This window comes from Hymenobacter sp. 15J16-1T3B (assembly GCF_020711235.1).
Lineage (GTDB): Bacteria > Bacteroidota > Bacteroidia > Cytophagales > Hymenobacteraceae > Solirubrum.
In genome coordinates this window covers 1-15,637 of sequence record NZ_JAJFAV010000007.1, presented here as the reverse complement: position 1 = coordinate 15,637, position 15,637 = coordinate 1, and the positions used below count along the sequence as shown (strand labels likewise).

General features: G+C 62.7%; 13 protein-coding genes and 1 pseudogene. 6 read left to right on the top strand and 8 right to left on the bottom strand.

From position 1 onward, the window contains the following. Positions 1-133 precede the first annotated feature (133 nt). The 5 genes from murG (at position 134) to ftsZ (ending at position 6,658) form a co-directional block, all read left to right on the top strand. Positions 134-1,285: an undecaprenyldiphospho-muramoylpentapeptide beta-N-acetylglucosaminyltransferase gene (gene murG / locus LJ737_RS13065; protein ID WP_227766375.1), complete on the top strand. Its 1,152-nt coding sequence runs from the start codon at positions 134-136 to the stop codon at positions 1,283-1,285. Beyond that, entirely contained in the window at positions 1,285-2,727 is a 1,443-nt protein-coding gene (murC, locus tag LJ737_RS13060) for a UDP-N-acetylmuramate--L-alanine ligase (RefSeq protein WP_227766374.1), read from the top strand. The genes murG and murC overlap by 1 nt, the downstream gene beginning before the upstream one ends. Further along, complete coding sequence (locus tag LJ737_RS13055) at positions 2,711-3,475, top strand: cell division protein FtsQ/DivIB (protein ID WP_227766372.1); 765 nt, start codon at positions 2,711-2,713, stop codon at positions 3,473-3,475. Before murC ends, LJ737_RS13055 begins: the two co-directional genes overlap by 17 nt. An 84-nt stretch (positions 3,476-3,559) precedes the next feature. Then, positions 3,560-4,945: a cell division protein FtsA gene (ftsA, locus tag LJ737_RS13050; RefSeq protein ID WP_227766370.1), complete on the top strand. Its 1,386-nt coding sequence runs from the start codon at positions 3,560-3,562 to the stop codon at positions 4,943-4,945. A 135-nt stretch (positions 4,946-5,080) separates the two neighbouring features. Further along, on the top strand, positions 5,081-6,658 hold the full coding sequence (gene ftsZ, locus LJ737_RS13045) for a cell division protein FtsZ (protein WP_227766368.1): 1,578 nt from the start codon (positions 5,081-5,083) through the stop codon (positions 6,656-6,658). Between the two features lie 75 nt (positions 6,659-6,733). Here ftsZ and LJ737_RS13040 read toward each other — a convergent pair whose 3' ends face one another. The 8 genes from LJ737_RS13040 to LJ737_RS13005 form a co-directional block, all read right to left on the bottom strand. Further along, on the bottom strand, positions 6,734-7,840 hold the full coding sequence (locus LJ737_RS13040; protein WP_227766365.1) for a cytochrome-c peroxidase: 1,107 nt from the start codon (positions 7,838-7,840) through the stop codon (positions 6,734-6,736). Between the two features lie 54 nt (positions 7,841-7,894). Beyond that, positions 7,895-8,953: a cytochrome-c peroxidase gene (locus LJ737_RS13035; RefSeq protein ID WP_227766363.1), complete on the bottom strand. Its 1,059-nt coding sequence runs from the start codon at positions 8,951-8,953 to the stop codon at positions 7,895-7,897. A 10-nt stretch (positions 8,954-8,963) separates the two neighbouring features. Beyond that, entirely contained in the window at positions 8,964-9,749 is a 786-nt protein-coding gene (locus tag LJ737_RS13030) for an MbnP family protein (RefSeq protein WP_227766360.1), read from the bottom strand. A gap of 60 nt (positions 9,750-9,809) precedes the next feature. Continuing rightward, a complete protein-coding gene (locus LJ737_RS13025; RefSeq protein ID WP_227766358.1) occupies positions 9,810-10,190 on the bottom strand; it encodes a hypothetical protein in 381 nt (126 codons plus the stop codon). 95 nt (positions 10,191-10,285) lie between these two features. Beyond that, entirely contained in the window at positions 10,286-10,813 is a 528-nt protein-coding gene (locus LJ737_RS13020) for an NADPH-dependent FMN reductase (RefSeq protein ID WP_227766356.1), read from the bottom strand. Positions 10,814-10,960: 147 nt separating this feature from the next. Continuing rightward, positions 10,961-11,716 (bottom strand): succinate dehydrogenase/fumarate reductase iron-sulfur subunit, encoded by a 756-nt coding sequence (locus LJ737_RS13015; RefSeq protein ID WP_227766355.1) that lies wholly within the window; start codon positions 11,714-11,716, stop codon positions 10,961-10,963. Between the two features lie 147 nt (positions 11,717-11,863). Continuing rightward, positions 11,864-13,798: a fumarate reductase/succinate dehydrogenase flavoprotein subunit gene (locus LJ737_RS13010; RefSeq protein WP_227766353.1), complete on the bottom strand. Its 1,935-nt coding sequence runs from the start codon at positions 13,796-13,798 to the stop codon at positions 11,864-11,866. A 21-nt stretch (positions 13,799-13,819) separates the two neighbouring features. Next, positions 13,820-14,494, bottom strand: coding sequence for a succinate dehydrogenase cytochrome b subunit (locus tag LJ737_RS13005; RefSeq protein ID WP_227766351.1), 675 nt, complete (start codon positions 14,492-14,494; stop codon positions 13,820-13,822). Positions 14,495-14,912: 418 nt separating this feature from the next. Between LJ737_RS13005 and LJ737_RS13000 the strand changes: the two are divergent. After that, positions 14,913-15,637: pseudogene (locus LJ737_RS13000) on the top strand (hypothetical protein); the annotation flags it as partial.

The window sequence follows — 15,637 nt, the reverse complement described above, 5'->3', positions numbered from 1 at the left end:
TGGTGTATGCCGAGCCGAGGAAGTGCGTTGCAGACTACCTACAAGACACTGCAATAGCGGCGCAGGAGTTTGCACAAGAAGAATTTGGAGTGCCGCTTACGGCCTGGACCCACGAGTTGAACAAACCAAGCTGATGGTAGCAGATATTCATATCGAACCCAACCCCAACGCTTCCTGCCGCGTCATCATCAGCGGCGGGGGCACGGGCGGGCACATTTTCCCGGCCGTGGCCATTGCCAACGAGCTGCAGCGCCGCCGCCCCGACGCCGACATCCTGTTCGTGGGCGCTAACGGCCGCATGGAAATGACCCGGGTGCCCGAGGCCGGCTACCGCATCGTGGGGTTGAACATCAGCGGGCTGCAGCGCCGCCTTACGCCCGAAAATCTGCTGTTCCCGCTCAAGGTGTTCCAATCGGTGCGCAAGGCCGGCAAGCTGGTCGAGGCCTTCCAGCCCGATGCCGTGGTGGGCGTGGGCGGCTACGCCTCCGCGCCGGTGCTGCTGGCGGCTACCTCGCGCGCCGTGCCCGCCCTGATTCAGGAGCAAAACTCCTACGCCGGCCTCGTCAACAAGCTGCTGGCCCGGCGTGTGAACAAAATCTGCGTGGCCTACGAGGGCATGGAGCAGTTTTTCCCCGCCGACCGCCTCGTGCTGACCGGCAACCCCGTGCGCAGCGAAATTGCCGGCGGCGACCGAGCCGAAGCGCTGCGGTTCTTCGGCCTTGACCCCGCCAAGCCGGTGCTGCTCGTCATCGGCGGCAGCCTCGGCGCCCGCACCCTGAACCAGGCCACCGCCGCCGCGCTGCCGCGGCTGAAAGAAGCGGGCGTGCAGCTGCTCTGGCAAACGGGTAAGCTCTACTTTCCGACCGCCGAGCAACAAGCCGCCGGCTACAAAGCCGCTGGCCTGCACGCGCTGGAATTCATCAAGCGCATGGACCTGGCCTACGCCGCCGCCGACGTAGTGGTCAGCCGCGCCGGGGCGTTGTCGGTGTCGGAGCTGTGCCTGACGGGCAAGCCCTGCGTGCTGGTGCCCTCGCCCAACGTGGCCGAAGACCACCAGACCAAAAACGCCCGCGCCCTCTCTACCCGCGCCGCCGCCCTGCTCGTCACCGACGCCGAAGCCGCCGACCGGCTCTACGACGTGGCCCTGGAGTTGCTCCGCGACCCAGCCCGGCAGGCCGAGCTGCGCCGCAACATCCAGCCCTTGGCCCGTCCCGCCGCCACCAGCACCATCGTCGACGAGTTGGAAGCCCTCATTGACCGCCAACGCGCCAAGCAAGCCCGCTGATGAACCCCGTCGCCCAGTTTCCTTACGTCTACTTCCTCGGCATCGGCGGCATCGGCATGTCGGCGCTGGCGCGCTGGTTCCGGGCCAATGGCCACCACGTCTGGGGCTACGACAAGACGCGTACCCCGCTCACCGAGGCCCTGGTCCGGGAAGGCATCCTGATTCACTACGACGACGCGCCCGCGCACCTGCCGGCCGAAGTGCGCGACAACAAGGATAAGACCCTGGTGGTGCTCACGCCCGCTATTCCGAAAACCCACCAGGAATGGGCCTGGCTGCGCGACAACGGCTACGACATCCGCAAGCGCAGCCAGGTGCTGGGCCTGCTCACCGCCGGCCGCCGCACCGTGGCCGTAGCCGGCACCCACGGCAAAACCACGACCAGCAGCATGGTGGCCCACCTGCTGCACCACGCCGGCGTGCCCGCCGGAGCGTTCTTGGGCGGCATTGCCGTCAACCTGGGCTCCAACCTGCTGCTGCCTCCCGCCGACGCCGGCCCCGAAGTGCCGGTTGTGGTTGAAGCCGACGAGTACGACCGCAGTTTCCTGACCCTGCACCCGGACGTGGCCATCGTCACGAGCACCGACGCCGACCACCTCGACATCTACGGCGACAAAGACGCCTTGGTGGAGTCGTTTCGGCAGTTTGTGGCCCAGATCAAGCCCGGCGGCACCCTGCTGCTCAACCACACCGCCGACCCCAGCGTGGCCCTAGCCGTGCCGCCCGGCGTGCGCGTGCTGCGCTACGGGCTCAGTGCCGAGCAGGGCCCCGACTTGCACGCCCTCGACGTGCGCGCCCACGGCCACACCTTCCGCTTCGAGCTGGAAGCCCCCGGGCTCGACGAGGGCGCCCGCGTACCCGGTCTGGAGCTGCCCGTGCCCGGCTTCCACAACGTGGAAAACATGCTGGCTGCCGCCGCCGCTGCCCACCTGGTCGGCCTGAATTGGGAGCAGCTGCCCGCCGCCGTGGCCGCTTACCAGGGTGTCAACCGCCGCTTCGAGTTTGTGCTGACGCAAGGGGAGGAGCGGGCCTACCTCGACGACTACGCCCACCACCCGCGCGAAATCGAGGCGTTTCTGCGCTCGGTGCGGGCCCTGTACCCCGGCCGGAAGCTGCGCGTCATCTTCCAGCCCCACCTCTTCACCCGCACCCGCGACTTCGCTGAGGGCTTTGCCCAGAGCCTGAGCCTGGCCGACGAAGTCCTGCTGCTGCCCATCTACCCGGCCCGGGAGCTGCCCATCGAGGGCGTCACCTCCGAAATCATTTTCGAAAAGCTCACCAGCCCGCGCAAGGCACTGCTCTCCAAGGAGCAGGCCATTCAGGCGGAGCGCTACGACGACGAGTTCGAGGTCATAGCCACGGTGGGCGCGGGCGACATCGACCAACTGGTGCCGGAATTGAAAAAAATCTTGCGGAACAAGTGGTATGGCGCTGAAGCGTAAGGCAAAAAATGTACTTTTCGGTATTGGCTGTCTGCTCTTGCTGACGGCCCTGTCGGTCTTTGCCTCCGTCCGTCAGGCCTCGCGGCCGGTGGGCGCGGTCATCGTCACCATCAGCAACGAGTTCAACAACTTTTTCATCAGCGAACAGCAAGTGACGGCCCTGCTCACCCGCAACGGCAACCAGCTCCTGCGCGGCGCCGCCCCGCAGGACGTGGACTTGCGTGCGCTGGAGGCCCGCATCAAAACGCACCCCTTCGTGAAGGACGCGCAGGTGTACCGCGACCTGGGCGGCAACTTGCACGCCGACGTGCGCCAGAACCGGCCCATTGCCCGCCTCGTGCACCCCGACGCGGCCCAGGACCGCTACCTCGACGCCGACGGCCACCCGCTGCCGCTGTCGGCCCTGTACTCGGCCCGGGTAGTGCCGGTGTCCCGAGTAGGAGGCACGCCATTAAATGCTCAATTTTTCCAAGATTCTGCCGGAACGCAGTATCTTGAATTTTTGCGCTACGTAGACGAACATCCGTTCTGGCGGGCTCAGGTCGCTGAAGTATTTTTGTCGCCGAACGGAAAAATAATTTTCACCCAGCAGGTAGGTGACCAACGCGTGGAGTTTGGATATCCGGAGAATATTCCAGAAAAATTTGCCAAACTAATGGTATTTTACCGCCAAATTCCACCAGCTTTAGGATGGGATACCTACCACCGCGTCAATGTGGAATTCCAAAATCAAATAATTTGCGAATAGCGCCAGCGTTTAAATGCGCTGGATTCCTGCATTTTCTGCCCTAGCTGCCCTCCCGAACACCTCTCCACTGCCCTGACTCACCCCATGCAACAAGATAAAATCGTCGTCGGCCTCGACATCGGCACCACCAAAATCTGCGCCTTGGTGGGCCGCAAAAATGAATTCGGCAAGCTCGAAATTCTGGGCATGGGCAAAGCTGTGTCGGAAGGGGTGGTGCGCGGCATCGTGTCGAATATCGACAAGACTGTGGACGCCATTAAACGCGCCATCCGCCAGGCCGAAGAACAGTCGGGTATTAACATCGGTATCGTCAACGTCGGTATTGCCGGGCAGCACATTAAGTCGCTGCAGCACAACGGCTCGATTACCCGCGCTTCGCAGGATTCGGAAATTACCCAGGACGACGTGATGCGCCTCACCAATGATATGTATCGTTTGGTGACGCCGCCCGGCTCGGAAATCATCCACGTAATGCCCCAGGACTACAAGGTGGATTACGAGGAAGGCATCATGGACCCGGTGGGCATGTCGGGCGTGCGCCTGGAAGGCAACTTCCACATCATCACTGCCCAGAGCACGGCCATCAACAACATCAACAAGTGCGTCACCAAGGCCGGGTTGGAAATCGACAACCTGATTTTGGAGCCGCTGGCCTCTTCCATGTCGGTGCTGTCCGACGAGGAGAAGGAAGCCGGCGTGGTGCTTATCGACATCGGCGGCGGCACGACAGACCTGGCCATCTTCAAGGACGGCATCATCCGCCACGCGGCGGTGCTCCCCTTCGGCGGCAACATTATCACCTCCGACATCAAGCAGGGCTGCATGGTGATGCAGAACCAGGCCGAGCAGCTGAAGGTAAAATTCGGCAAGGCCATTGCCGAGGAAGCCTCCGAGTACGAAATCGTGAGCATCCCCGGCCTGCGCGACCGGGCGCCCAAGGAAATCAGCCTGAAAAATTTGGCTTACATCATCGAGGCCCGCATGGAGGAAATCCTGGAGCTGGTGTACGCCGAGATTCAGCGCACCGGCCTGGAGAAAAGCCTCGCCGCCGGCATCGTGCTGACGGGTGGCGGCTCGCAGCTGCAGAACCTGGTGCAGCTCACCGAGTACATCACCGGCATGGACACCCGCATCGGCTACCCCAACGAACACCTAGGCAAGTCGCGCATCGAGGCGGTGAAGTCGCCGATGTACGCCACCACGGTGGGCCTGGTACTGTCTGGCTACCGCTCCTTGGATGACCGCGGCGGCCGTCAGCAGTACGACGAGTACACCATGACGCGGCCCCACGAGGCGCCGGCGCGGCAGAATACCCAACCTGCCCCGCCGCAAGGCCAGCAGGCCAAGTCGGAACAGCCGGCCAAGCCGGAGCAACCCAAGCAGCCGAGCAAGGCCGCCGGCTTCTTCCGCGACATTCTGAGCCGTACCAAAGGCCTGCTCATCGACGATTTCGACGATAAACAGTACTAAATGGCTACATTGTCAGATGGTTAGACAGCTGAACGTTCCGGGGTGCTCAACCTCAACCATGGAAACCTCAGCCGTCTGACCATTTGCCACGTCAAGCCGCGGCCTCTTTCCCCAGCCATCTGACTCCCCCGCCATATGGATTTTAAATTCGATATCACGCCCCAAGGCAAGTCCATCATCAAGGTAATTGGTGTGGGTGGTGGCGGCTCCAACGCCGTCAACCACATGTTCTCGCAGGGCATTAAGGACGTGGAATTCGTCATCTGCAACACCGACAAGCAGGCCTTGCAGAGCTCCTCCGTACCCAACCGCCTGCAAATCGGCGTTGACCTGACCGAGGGACTCGGCGCAGGCGCCAATCCGGAACGCGGCAAGCAGGCCGCTATTGAGAGCCGGGAGCAAATCCGCGAGCTGCTCAGCAACGGCACCAAAATGGTGTTTATCACCGCCGGTATGGGCGGGGGCACGGGCACCGGCGCGGCCCCGGTTATTGCCAAAGTGGCCAAGGAACTGGGCATCCTGACGGTCGGCATCGTGACGGCTCCCTTCATGTTCGAAGGGCGCAAGAAGCGGCAGCAGGCCGAAATGGGCATCCGTGACCTGAGCGAGAACTGCGACACGGTGCTCGTCATCCTCAACGACAAGCTGCGCGAGATGTACGGCAACCTGCCCATCCGCTCGGCTTTCGCCAAGGCCGATAATGTGCTGAGCACCGCCGCCAAATCCATTGCCGAAATCATCACCGTGACGGCCGACGTGAACGTGGACTTCGAAGACGTGAAAACCGTCATGAAGGACTCGGGCGCGGCCGTAATGGGCTCGAGCATCACCGAGGGCGAAAATCGCGCCCGGCGCTCGGCCGAAGAGGCTCTGGCTTCGCCGCTGCTCAACAACACCGACATTCACGGCGCGCAGAAGATTCTGCTCAGCATCATGTCGGGCGACCAGGCCGAGCTGGAAATGGACGAGCTGACGGAAATCACGGAGTACATCCAGGCCAAAGCCGGCCAGGACGCCGAGGTGATTTTCGGCCACGGCATCGACAGCACGCTGGGCCAGAGCATCCGTGTGACGGTCATTGCCACCGGCTTCGCCCGCGACGCGCACAACATCTCCATTATGGGCGGCATGCGCGACGCTGAGCCGGCCAAGCCGGAGGTAGCCGCCGTGGTGGCCGACCCGCAGATCAACCTGTTCGACAAGGACCGGCACGAGCCCGTGGCCGCGCGCCCGACGACGCCTTCCCCTGTGGCGGTGCCGTCCACGCCAGTGCCTGCTCCCGTAGCCAGCGCCGATTACCAGCCGGTGTCACCCAATCAGCCGGAGCAGCCCCAGGCCCGCTTCGATCTGGAACAGTCGCCTTCGCCCTTCGTGCCGCCGGTGGTGTACCCCACGCCTTCGGCTCCGGAGCCCCTGCAGGCAGTGCAGCAGCACCCGGCGCCCGCCGCTCCGGAAGCTCCGCAGGCTACCCCGGCCGCGCGTCCGTCGCTGGATGCCCGCGCCGAAGAGCGCCGCCGCCGGCTGATGGAGCTGAGCAACGGCGTGTCGAACGACGCCATCAAGGAGCAGCTGGAAGTACCGGCTTACCTACGGCGCCAGGTGAAGCTGGAGCAGGTGCAGCCGTCGTCGGAGCGCAACATCTCGCGCTTCAACCTTTCGGACGACAACGAATTGCTCGGCGACAACCGTTTCCTGCACGACAACGTGGACTAAGCCCTATTGCTTCGCAACAAAAAGCCCCGCTCGGTGATTGAGCGGGGCTTTTTGTTTTACTGACTCGTGCGGTGGCTACGGGTTGGGGTCGGAAAAGCGCGGGTCGGTGATGAATGTTGAGTCGGTGAGCGTGTGCAGGAACGCAATGATTTTCTGCTTTTCCAGCGCGGTGAGCGTAATGCGGCCGGAAGGGTCGTTGGGGCTGTTGATTAGCTGCGGATCGAGGTTGGCGCTAACCTTCACATGGTCGCTGTAATGATCGAGCACCTCTTCCAGCGTCTGAAAGCGCCCGTCGTGCATGTAAGGGGCCGTCAGGGCAATATTGCGCAAGCTGGGCGCCTTGAACATGCCTTGGTCGAACGCGACGCCAGTGACGCCGCCGCGGCCGGGGTCGGCGAAGGGCGGTTGGTCGAGGCCGTTGTTGAAGAACGTGTGGCGGGGACCGGCAAACAGCAGCTGCGGATCGTGGCAGTGCACGCACTCGGCGCCGCGCACGAAGGCTGTGGCGTGGCCCATCAGCTGCTGACCCTGGCGCTCGGTGCTCGTGAGGCTGCGCTCGAAGCGCAGGGCTTGGTCGTAACGCGAATTAGCAGACACCAGCGTGCGTTCGAACTGTGCCAAGGCTTTCAGCACGTTTTCCTCCGTGATTTTGGACGAGCCAAACGCCTGCCCGAACAGCTTGGGGTAGTTGCTCGTCTGCTGCAGCTTGGTCACGCTGGTGGCCAGCGACTGGTGCATTTCGACGGGGTTTTCCAGGGGCACTCGGGCTTGCTTTTCGAGCTCCGTGTGCGCGCCGTCCCAGGTGAAATCTTGAGACCACGCCATGTTCATAAGCGCCATGCTGCCGCGCGCGTGCTGCTGGCCGCCGACGCCCAAGGCCCGCGCCCGGCCATCGGTAAAGGCTTTGCTCTGCTGGTGGCAGGAGCCGCAGGAGACGGTACCGTCGCTGGATAACTTCTTTTCGTAGAACAGCATCCGGCCCAAGGCCACGCCTTGCTCGGTCAACGGATTGTCGGCGGGCATGGCCGCCATGGCTGGAAAGCCCTGGGGCGTGGCCAGCGTGAGGGGCGTGGGCGCCGCAAACGCTTCTTCCACGTCTTTATCGGGCTTGCAGGCGGCCACCAGCAGGGCACTAGCGGCGGCCAGCGGAATCAGGCGGCGGAGCGTAACGGTGTGGAGCACAGGCAGAACGTAATGGGTGTGGCAGAAAGGTAACTACAGCGTCGCCGGGCCGGTTCAACGCGGCGGGGCCAATTGCGGATTGTGCAGGAAAGCATCGTCGGTCAGCGTCAGCAAGAACGCCCGCAGATCCGCCCGCTGCTCGGCGTCGAGGCGGATGCCGAGGCTGCCGTCGGGGCGGCGCAGCAGCGGGTCGAGCGTGCCGGAAGGCACGACGCCGTGGTCGTAGTGGTCGAGTACTTGGTCCAGCGTCTGAAAGCGGCCGTCGTGCATGTAGGGCGCGGTACGGGCTACGTTCCGCAGTGAAGGCACTTTGAACAGGCCCCGCTCGTCGGGCCGGCCGGTAATGCGCGCCCGGCCCGAATCCTGCGCGAAGCTGCGGTCCAGCCCGTTGTTGCGGTAGGTTTCGTCGGTAAACAGGTCGGTGGCGTGGCAACTGGCGCAATTGGCCCGAAACACGGTAAGACCGCGCAGCTCCTGAACCGACAGCGTACCGCCAGGTTCATGGCGCACATACTGGTCGTAGCGGCTGTTGGCGGAGGTCAACGCCGCCGTAAACTGAGCCAGGGCCCGCAGAAACTGGTAGGAGGTGATGGGCCCCGGACCGTAAATGCTGGCAAAGCGGGCAGGGTACGCCGGGTGGCGGTTGAGCTTGGCCAGCACCCGGGGCAGGGTTTCGTCCATTTCCTGCGCGTTGGTGAGCGGGGCCAGCGGCAGGTTTTCGATGTGCGCCACGGCTCCGTCCCACATCAGGGTGCGGCGCCAGCGCAGGTTTTGCAGGGGCGGGGCGTTGCGCAGGCCGCGGTGGCCCAGCACGCCCGCACTCAGGCGCTGCCCCGCGTCGGCAAAGGCATCAGTCTGGCGGTGGCAGGTCCCGCACGACACGGTGCTGTCGCGCGAGAGCAGCGGGTCGTAGAATAGGCTGCGGCCCAGCTCGAACGTGGCGCGGTCGGGCGCATTCAGCTCCGGCCCGTAGGCGGGCGGGGGGAAATTCGCGGGAACGACGCTGCCCGGTACCGGCTCCGCGGAGCTCAGCACGTCGGCATCGGGGTGGCACCCTGCCATGAGCAGCCCCGCCAGCACGGCGGCCAACGGGACTGTCCAAGCGCGTCGCATAGACAAAACCTTACTCGCCGCTGTGCACGTGGTCGAGGCGGAACATGCCGGCCGCGTAATTCATGGCCAGCCGGACCGCGTTCGAATCAGCACTCATGATGTGGTTGATTTGCGAGGTGCGGAAGGACTTGGGGCCGGTAAAGAGTTTCTGCACGTCCGCCTTCAGGTGCAGCTGCGGCGTTTGGGTTGCGCTGATGTGCAGCGAGGTCACGCCGGCTGGCAACGGCAGCGACACGGTGCGGACGGAATTGTAGAGGCCCTGAAAGCCGCCGACGTGGTAGGTGTAGGCGCCCGTAGGCGACTGTTGGGAGGTGCCCTCCATCTTCAGGAAAATGTACCCGGTCGTCCAGCCCCAGTACATGTCGTTGTCCGGCGACAAAGCCCCGGTCTGGGCCCCCGCCGTGTTGCGCGCCGCATCGACGCCAATGGTGAACGTCAGGCCGGTGTAATCGTCGAACGGGACGCCGCTTACCTCGAAATTGCGCGAGGTCATGTCCGCCTGTTTCACGAGGTGGTAACTTTCGGGTTCGGCCCAGCTGCTGCCGTCGGCCTTGGTCAGCTTGATGTTGCTGATGATGTAATTGAACTTGCTGACGGTAAACTGGTCGCCTTGCAAGGTGGTATAAGAGTTGCCGAAGGTCAGGGACTGACTGCCGACGACGTTTTCAAACTCGAAGTTGAGCTTGCCGGAAGTAGGCGTATCAGTGGTCGGGTTGTCGTCGTCGCAGGCGGTCAGGCCGAGCGTGGCGCCGAGAAGCAGGGTGGCAAGAGTGGTCGAAAGAGTACGGAAAAGCATGGGCGTAACTAAACTGGGGTGGTGGGGAAGGGCGCCGCAGCGCGGCAACAGACGGGGCAGTTAACCCCGTTGCACCGGCGGGCGAAACACGTCCCGGTTGATTTCCACCCCCACGCGCAGCGCCTGCTGCCGCCGGAAGGTCGGCCGGACCGCCCAAGGCAGGCGCCGGCTGGGCAGCGTCACGAAACGGGCCAGCGGTAGGGCCTCAAACTTGAGCTTAGCGTGGCTTTGCGGTGCTTTTTTGTCCGTGTCACCGGCGTTGGCCAATTGCTTGCGCAGGTGGCAGCGCCCATTGCAGCGCAGCTGCGGTCGGGTTTTGTTCACGCAAAACCGTTCCGTGATGCGCTGCTGGTGCAGGGCGTAATCCAATACCAGCATTTCCCGGCTGAATGACTGCAGCAGGACAAGCAGCGAAAGGAAGACGGCCAAGCACTGTTGCATGACGAAAAAAACGTTGGCAGTCCTAAATATAGCGTGAAGACTGCGCTATACCTCGATGACCCACTCGCCCAACCCGCGGTTGTAAGCAGCTGGTGCTAGAACCGCAATAATTGTTCCGCTTGTTCCCGCAGCAATTGGGTAAACAGCGGGTTGTGCAGTTCGCCGTTCGTCGTTAGGCTGGCTTCGATGTTGGGCAGGCGTACCCGGCTGGGCAGCACGGCGGTGCCCAGGTACATCAGCACGTCGGTCAGGTGGCTCAGGGCCAGCAAGCCGCCTTGGCTGCCGGAGGACAACCCCACCAGCGCCGCTTTTTTGTCGCGGATGCCACCGGGGTAGGGCAGCCCGTCGATGAAGGCCTTGAGCACGCCGGGGTAGGAGCAGTTGTATTCGGGTACCACAAACACCAGTTTCTCCGCCGTGCTGGCCATGGCTACCAATTCGTTGAATTCCGGGTGGCTGCCCACGTTGTGGTACAGCGCCGTGGCCGTAAAGTCGGCCGGCAGCGCGGCCAGGTCCAGAATCTGCGCGGCGGCCCCAAATTCGCGCAACTGCGCCGCGTACAGCTCGCTGATGCGCCGGGCGCGTGACTGAGGGCGGTTGGTGCCGGCTACGATGGTTATCATCAGGGGATTAGAAGTTAAGAATCAAAAAATAAGAATCGGGCCGACGGGGAAGGGCTCAATTCTTAACTCTCGATTCGGCATGCAAGGCCAACAAAAAAGCGAACCAGCCGGGCCGGTTCGCTTTTCTTGTTTGACAACTACGAAGCCTTAGGCAAGGTTATTCGAGGTAGCCTTGGCAGCCAGGAATTCGCGGTTCAGGATAGCAATATTTTCCAGCGAAATGCCCACCGGGCATTCGGCCGCGCAGGAACCGATGTTGGTGCAGGCACCGAAGCCCTCCTTGTCCATCTGCGCAATCATGTTTTCCACGCGGGTCTTGCGCTCCACTTGCCCCTGAGGCAGCAGCGCAAGCTGCGACACCTTGGCCGAGACGAACAGCATGGCCGACGCGTTTTTGCAGGCCGCCACGCAGGCGCCGCAGCCGATGCAGGTAGCTGCATCAAACGCTTGGTCGGCAATGGACTTCGGAATCGGAATTTCGTTGGCGTCGGGCACGCCGCCGGTGTTTACCGACACGTAGCCACCGGCCTGGATGATGCGGTCAAACGCCGAGCGGTCCACCGACAGGTCCTTGTTCACCGGAAACGCCTCGGCGCGCCAGGGCTCAATGGTGATGGTGTCGCCGTCCGAGAACTTGCGCATGTGTAGCTGGCAGGTGGTCGTGCCCGGCTCCGGGCCGTGGGCGCGGCCGTTGATGAACAGGTTGCACGAGCCGCAGATGCCTTCGCGGCAGTCGTGGTCGAAGGCTACGGGCTCTTCGCCCTTGCGCAGCAGGTCCTCGTTCAGCACGTCGAGCATTTCCAGGAACGACATGTCGGGCGAAATGTCGCGGACCTGGTAGTCCACGATGTTGCCTTGGGTTTGGCGGTTTTTCTGCCGCCACACCTTCAGCGTGAGGTTCATGGGTTTGGCATTGGGGTTACTTCCAGCCATTGGTATTTCAAATTTTGAATTCTGAATTATGAATTCTGAATTGGGCTTCTGAGGCTGAAACCTGAACAGTCGGGGTACCCGAGCAATTCAGATTTCAGCATTCATAATTCAGAATTCTTACTTGTAGCTACGCTGGGTGAGCTTCACGTTTTCGAACACGAGGTTCTCCTTGTGCAGCACTTCGGGCTGGTTTTCACCACGCCATTCCCAGGCGGCCACGTAGGCGTAGTGCTCGTCGTCGCGCAGGGCCTCGCCTTCGGGCGTCTGGTATTCCTCGCGGAAGTGGCCGCCGCAGCTTTCGTTGCGGTTGTACGCGTCGTCGACCATCAGCTCGCCCAGCTCCAGGAAGTCGGCCACGCGGGCGGCTTTTTCCAGGGTCTGGTTCAGCTCCTCGTTGACGCCCACCACTTTCAGGTCGCTCCAGAAGGCTTTGCGCAGCTTCTGAATCTCCTGCTTGGCGTGCTGCAGGCCTTCGGCCGTGCGGGCCATGCCGCAGTACTCCCACATGATGTGGCCCAGGGCCTTATGGAAGTCGTCCGGGGTGCGCGTGCCGTTGATGCTCATCAGCTTCTGAATCTGGGCGCGCACGTTGGCTTCGGCTTCCTTGAAGGCCGGGTGCTCGGTCGTTACCGGTTTGGGCGGCGTCTGGGCCAGGTAATCCCCGATGGTGTAGGGAATCACGAAGTAGCCGTCGGCCAGGCCCTGCATCAGGGCCGAAGCGCCGAGGCGGTTGGCGCCGTGGTCGGAGAAGTTACACTCCCCGGTGGCGTAGAGGCCCGGTACGGTGGTTTGCAAGTTATAATCCACCCACAGGCCGCCCATGGTGTAGTGCACGGCCGGGTAGATGCGCATGGGCTGCTTGTACGGGTCCTCGTCGGTGATTTTCTCGTACATGGCGAAGAGGTTGCCGTACTTCTGGCTCACCCCGTCGGCGCCGATGCGCTTGATGATTTCGCTGAAATCGAGGAACACGGCCAGGCCCGAAGCTCCCACGCCGCGGCCTTCGTCGCACATCATCTTGGCGTTGCGCGAGGCTACGTCGCGCGGCACCAGGTTACCGAAAGCGGGGTATTTGCGCTCCAGGAAGTAGTCCCGGTCCTCCTCCTTGATGTCGTTGACGTGGATTTCGTTGCGGCGCAGGCGTTCGGCCATTTCCACCGTCTTGGGCACCCACACGCGGCCGTCGTTGCGCAGCGACTCCGACATCAGCGTCAGCTTCGACTGGTAGTCGCCCGATACGGGGATGCAGGTGGGGTGAATCTGCGTGAAGCAGGGGTTGGCAAACAGGGCGCCTTTCTTGTGGGCACGCCAGGCGGCCGTGGCATTGGAGTACTTGGCGTTGGTGCTCAGGTAGAACACGTTACCGTAGCCGCCGGTGGCCAGTACCACCGCGTGAGCGGCGTGCTGCTGGATTTCACCGGTGATGAGGTTGCGCGTGATGATGCCGCGGGCCTGCCCGTCGACAATCACTAGGTCCAGCATCTCGGTGCGGTTGTACATCTTCACCTTGCCGTAGGCAATCTGGCGCGAGAGGGCCGAGTAGGCGCCGAGCAGCAGCTGCTGCCCCGTTTGGCCGCGGGCGTAGAACGTGCGGCTTACCTGAGCACCCCCGAAGGAGCGGTTGGCCAGCAAGCCGCCGTACTCGCGGGCGAAGGGCACGCCCTGGGCTACGCACTGGTCGATGATGTTCACCGACACTTGCGCGAGGCGGTACACGTTGGCTTCGCGGGCGCGGTAGTCACCGCCCTTGATGGTATCGTAGAACAGGCGGTGCACGGAGTCGCCGTCGTTCTGGTAGTTTTTGGCGGCGTTGATGCCACCCTGCGCGGCGATGGAGTGCGCGCGGCGGGGCGAGTCGTGGAAGGAGAAGGCCTTCACGTTGTAGCCCAGCTCGGCCAGCGAAGCGGCGGCCGAAGCGCCGGCCAGGCCGGTGCCCACCACGATGACGTCGTATTTGCGCTTGTTGGCGGGGTTGACGAGCTTAACGTTGAACTTATGCTTGTCCCATTTCTCGGCCAAGGGGCCTTCGGGAATTTTCGCGTCCAGGTTCATAAGGAAAGCAAACCGGGTGGGTTACTGAAGAAAGAAGAAGTACAGCGGCATGGCGGCAAAGCCCGCGCACACAAGTACCGAGAAAGCGTAGCCCAGGTAGGTCACGAAGGGCGTGTACTTGCGGTGCGTGAGGCCCAGCGACTGGAAGGCGCTCTTGAAGCCGTGGATGAGGTGGTAGCACAGGGCTACCTGCGCCAGTACGTACAACAGCACGTACCACCACTGGTGGAACGAGCTGACGACCAGCGTGTAGAGGTCGGCGTTGTTGTTGATGTCCGGGTCCAGCTCGCCGAAGCGGGCGCGGTAGAAGAAATTGTAGAGGTGGACCAGCAGGAAGATCAGGATGACGGTGCCGAGCAGGCCCATGTTGCGGGACTGCCAGGGCGAATTCTGCTCGATGTGGTTGACTACGTAGCCTTGGCTGCCGCGGGCCGCGCGGTTTTTGCCGGTCAGGGCAACGGCCTCGTAGATGTGAAACGCAAACCCCAGCAGCAGCACGATTTCCAGCGTGCGGATGATGGGGTTGGTTCCCATAAAATGGGAGTAGATATTAAAAGCGGCGCCGCCGTCGTTCTTAAACAACTGGAGGTTGCCGACTAAGTGAACCACCAGGAACGAGCACAGGAACAGGCCCGTGACGGCCATGATGATTTTGCGGCCAATGCTGCTGGTAAGCGCGTTGCTAAGCCAACTCATAGGTGAACGGAAGGGTGAGAAAAAGGTCGGTTGAACCGGTCAAAGGTACACCCCGACCCGCAACGAAACAATTCGCGTTGCATTCCTCTGAAATGGTGGTCAATCGGGTGAACCAGGGCTTCCGGCTCGCCGTTACACGGATGATGTCGTCTATACAACCCCGTTGCGGTAGCGTTTGTTAGGATGATATCATACTTTTTGCTTGCTGCTCATTTCTGCCGACGCTTTCTAATCGTCTAGCTATATGACCTTTTCACTACTCCGGGGCTGCCTACGGGCGTGGGCCGGGTCCGCGTTTTTAGTGGGTTTAATGACACTGGCCGCCTTGCCGGTCCGCGCTACTCACATCCGGGCCGGCGACATTCAGGCCCAAACAGATACCACAGCGGCGCGCAATCCTTTGCGCATCTTCTTTAAGATGGTGACTTATACGGATGGGTTAGTGCCCGCCGACGGCGACGACACCGAAACCATTTTCTTCGGAGACGGAACCAGCAGCGGCAAGGACGCCATCCGGCGGGTAAGCCGCGTCAACATTGGTAACGGCGTGAACCGCAACGTGTACTACTTCGAGCACCTCTACAACGCGCCCGGACTGTACACCGTGAGCTTTATCGGGGAGAACCGCAAAACCGGCATCCGCAACGTGCCCTCGTCGGACCAGCGCAACTTCTACATCCACACCCAGATCAATATCAACCCCATCATCGGCGTCAACCACTCGCCGGTGCTCAACGCCCCGGCCGTGGATCGGGCCGCCGCGGGCCAAGTGTTCTTGCACAACCCAGCTGCCTCCGACGAAGACGGCGACTCGCTGTCCTACAAACTGCGCGTGTGCCAGTGGGAGCCGCGCGGCGTCGACGGGGTACTGCTTGGCGGCAACGTGCCCAACCCGGTGAACTTGCCCGGCTACGCCTACCCGCAGGATCAAAGCGTGTCGCGCAACGGGGTGCAGGTAGCTTACAACGGCCTGCCCGCTCCGTCGGTGGGCGACGCGGCTATTCTGGACCTGGACGCGCGCACCGGCCAGCTGGTGTGGAACTCGCCCAGCCCCTTCGGGCTCGGAGACTACAACGTGGCGTTCGTGGTGGAGGAGTGGCGGCGCGACGCGTTCGGGGGCCGGCGCAAGATCGGGGAGGTGGT

Excerpts from the sequence above, each read along its gene's own strand:
- LJ737_RS13005 (WP_227766351.1), bottom strand. The coding sequence starts at position 14,494 with ATGAGTTGGCTTAGCAACGCGCTTACCAGCAGCATTGGCCGCAAAATC.
- ftsZ (WP_227766368.1), top strand. The coding sequence starts at position 5,081 with ATGGATTTTAAATTCGATATCACGCCCCAAGGCAAGTCCATCATCAAG.
- LJ737_RS13030 (WP_227766360.1), bottom strand. The coding sequence starts at position 9,749 with ATGCTTTTCCGTACTCTTTCGACCACTCTTGCCACCCTGCTTCTCGGC.
- LJ737_RS13035 (WP_227766363.1), bottom strand. The coding sequence starts at position 8,953 with ATGCGACGCGCTTGGACAGTCCCGTTGGCCGCCGTGCTGGCGGGGCTG.
- ftsA (WP_227766370.1), top strand. The coding sequence starts at position 3,560 with ATGCAACAAGATAAAATCGTCGTCGGCCTCGACATCGGCACCACCAAA.
- LJ737_RS13025 (WP_227766358.1), bottom strand. The coding sequence starts at position 10,190 with ATGCAACAGTGCTTGGCCGTCTTCCTTTCGCTGCTTGTCCTGCTGCAG.
- murG (WP_227766375.1), top strand. The coding sequence starts at position 134 with ATGGTAGCAGATATTCATATCGAACCCAACCCCAACGCTTCCTGCCGC.
- LJ737_RS13020 (WP_227766356.1), bottom strand. The coding sequence starts at position 10,813 with ATGATAACCATCGTAGCCGGCACCAACCGCCCTCAGTCACGCGCCCGG.
- murC (WP_227766374.1), top strand. The coding sequence starts at position 1,285 with ATGAACCCCGTCGCCCAGTTTCCTTACGTCTACTTCCTCGGCATCGGC.
- LJ737_RS13055 (WP_227766372.1), top strand. The coding sequence starts at position 2,711 with ATGGCGCTGAAGCGTAAGGCAAAAAATGTACTTTTCGGTATTGGCTGT.
- LJ737_RS13010 (WP_227766353.1), bottom strand. The coding sequence starts at position 13,798 with ATGAACCTGGACGCGAAAATTCCCGAAGGCCCCTTGGCCGAGAAATGG.
- LJ737_RS13015 (WP_227766355.1), bottom strand. The coding sequence starts at position 11,716 with ATGAACCTCACGCTGAAGGTGTGGCGGCAGAAAAACCGCCAAACCCAA.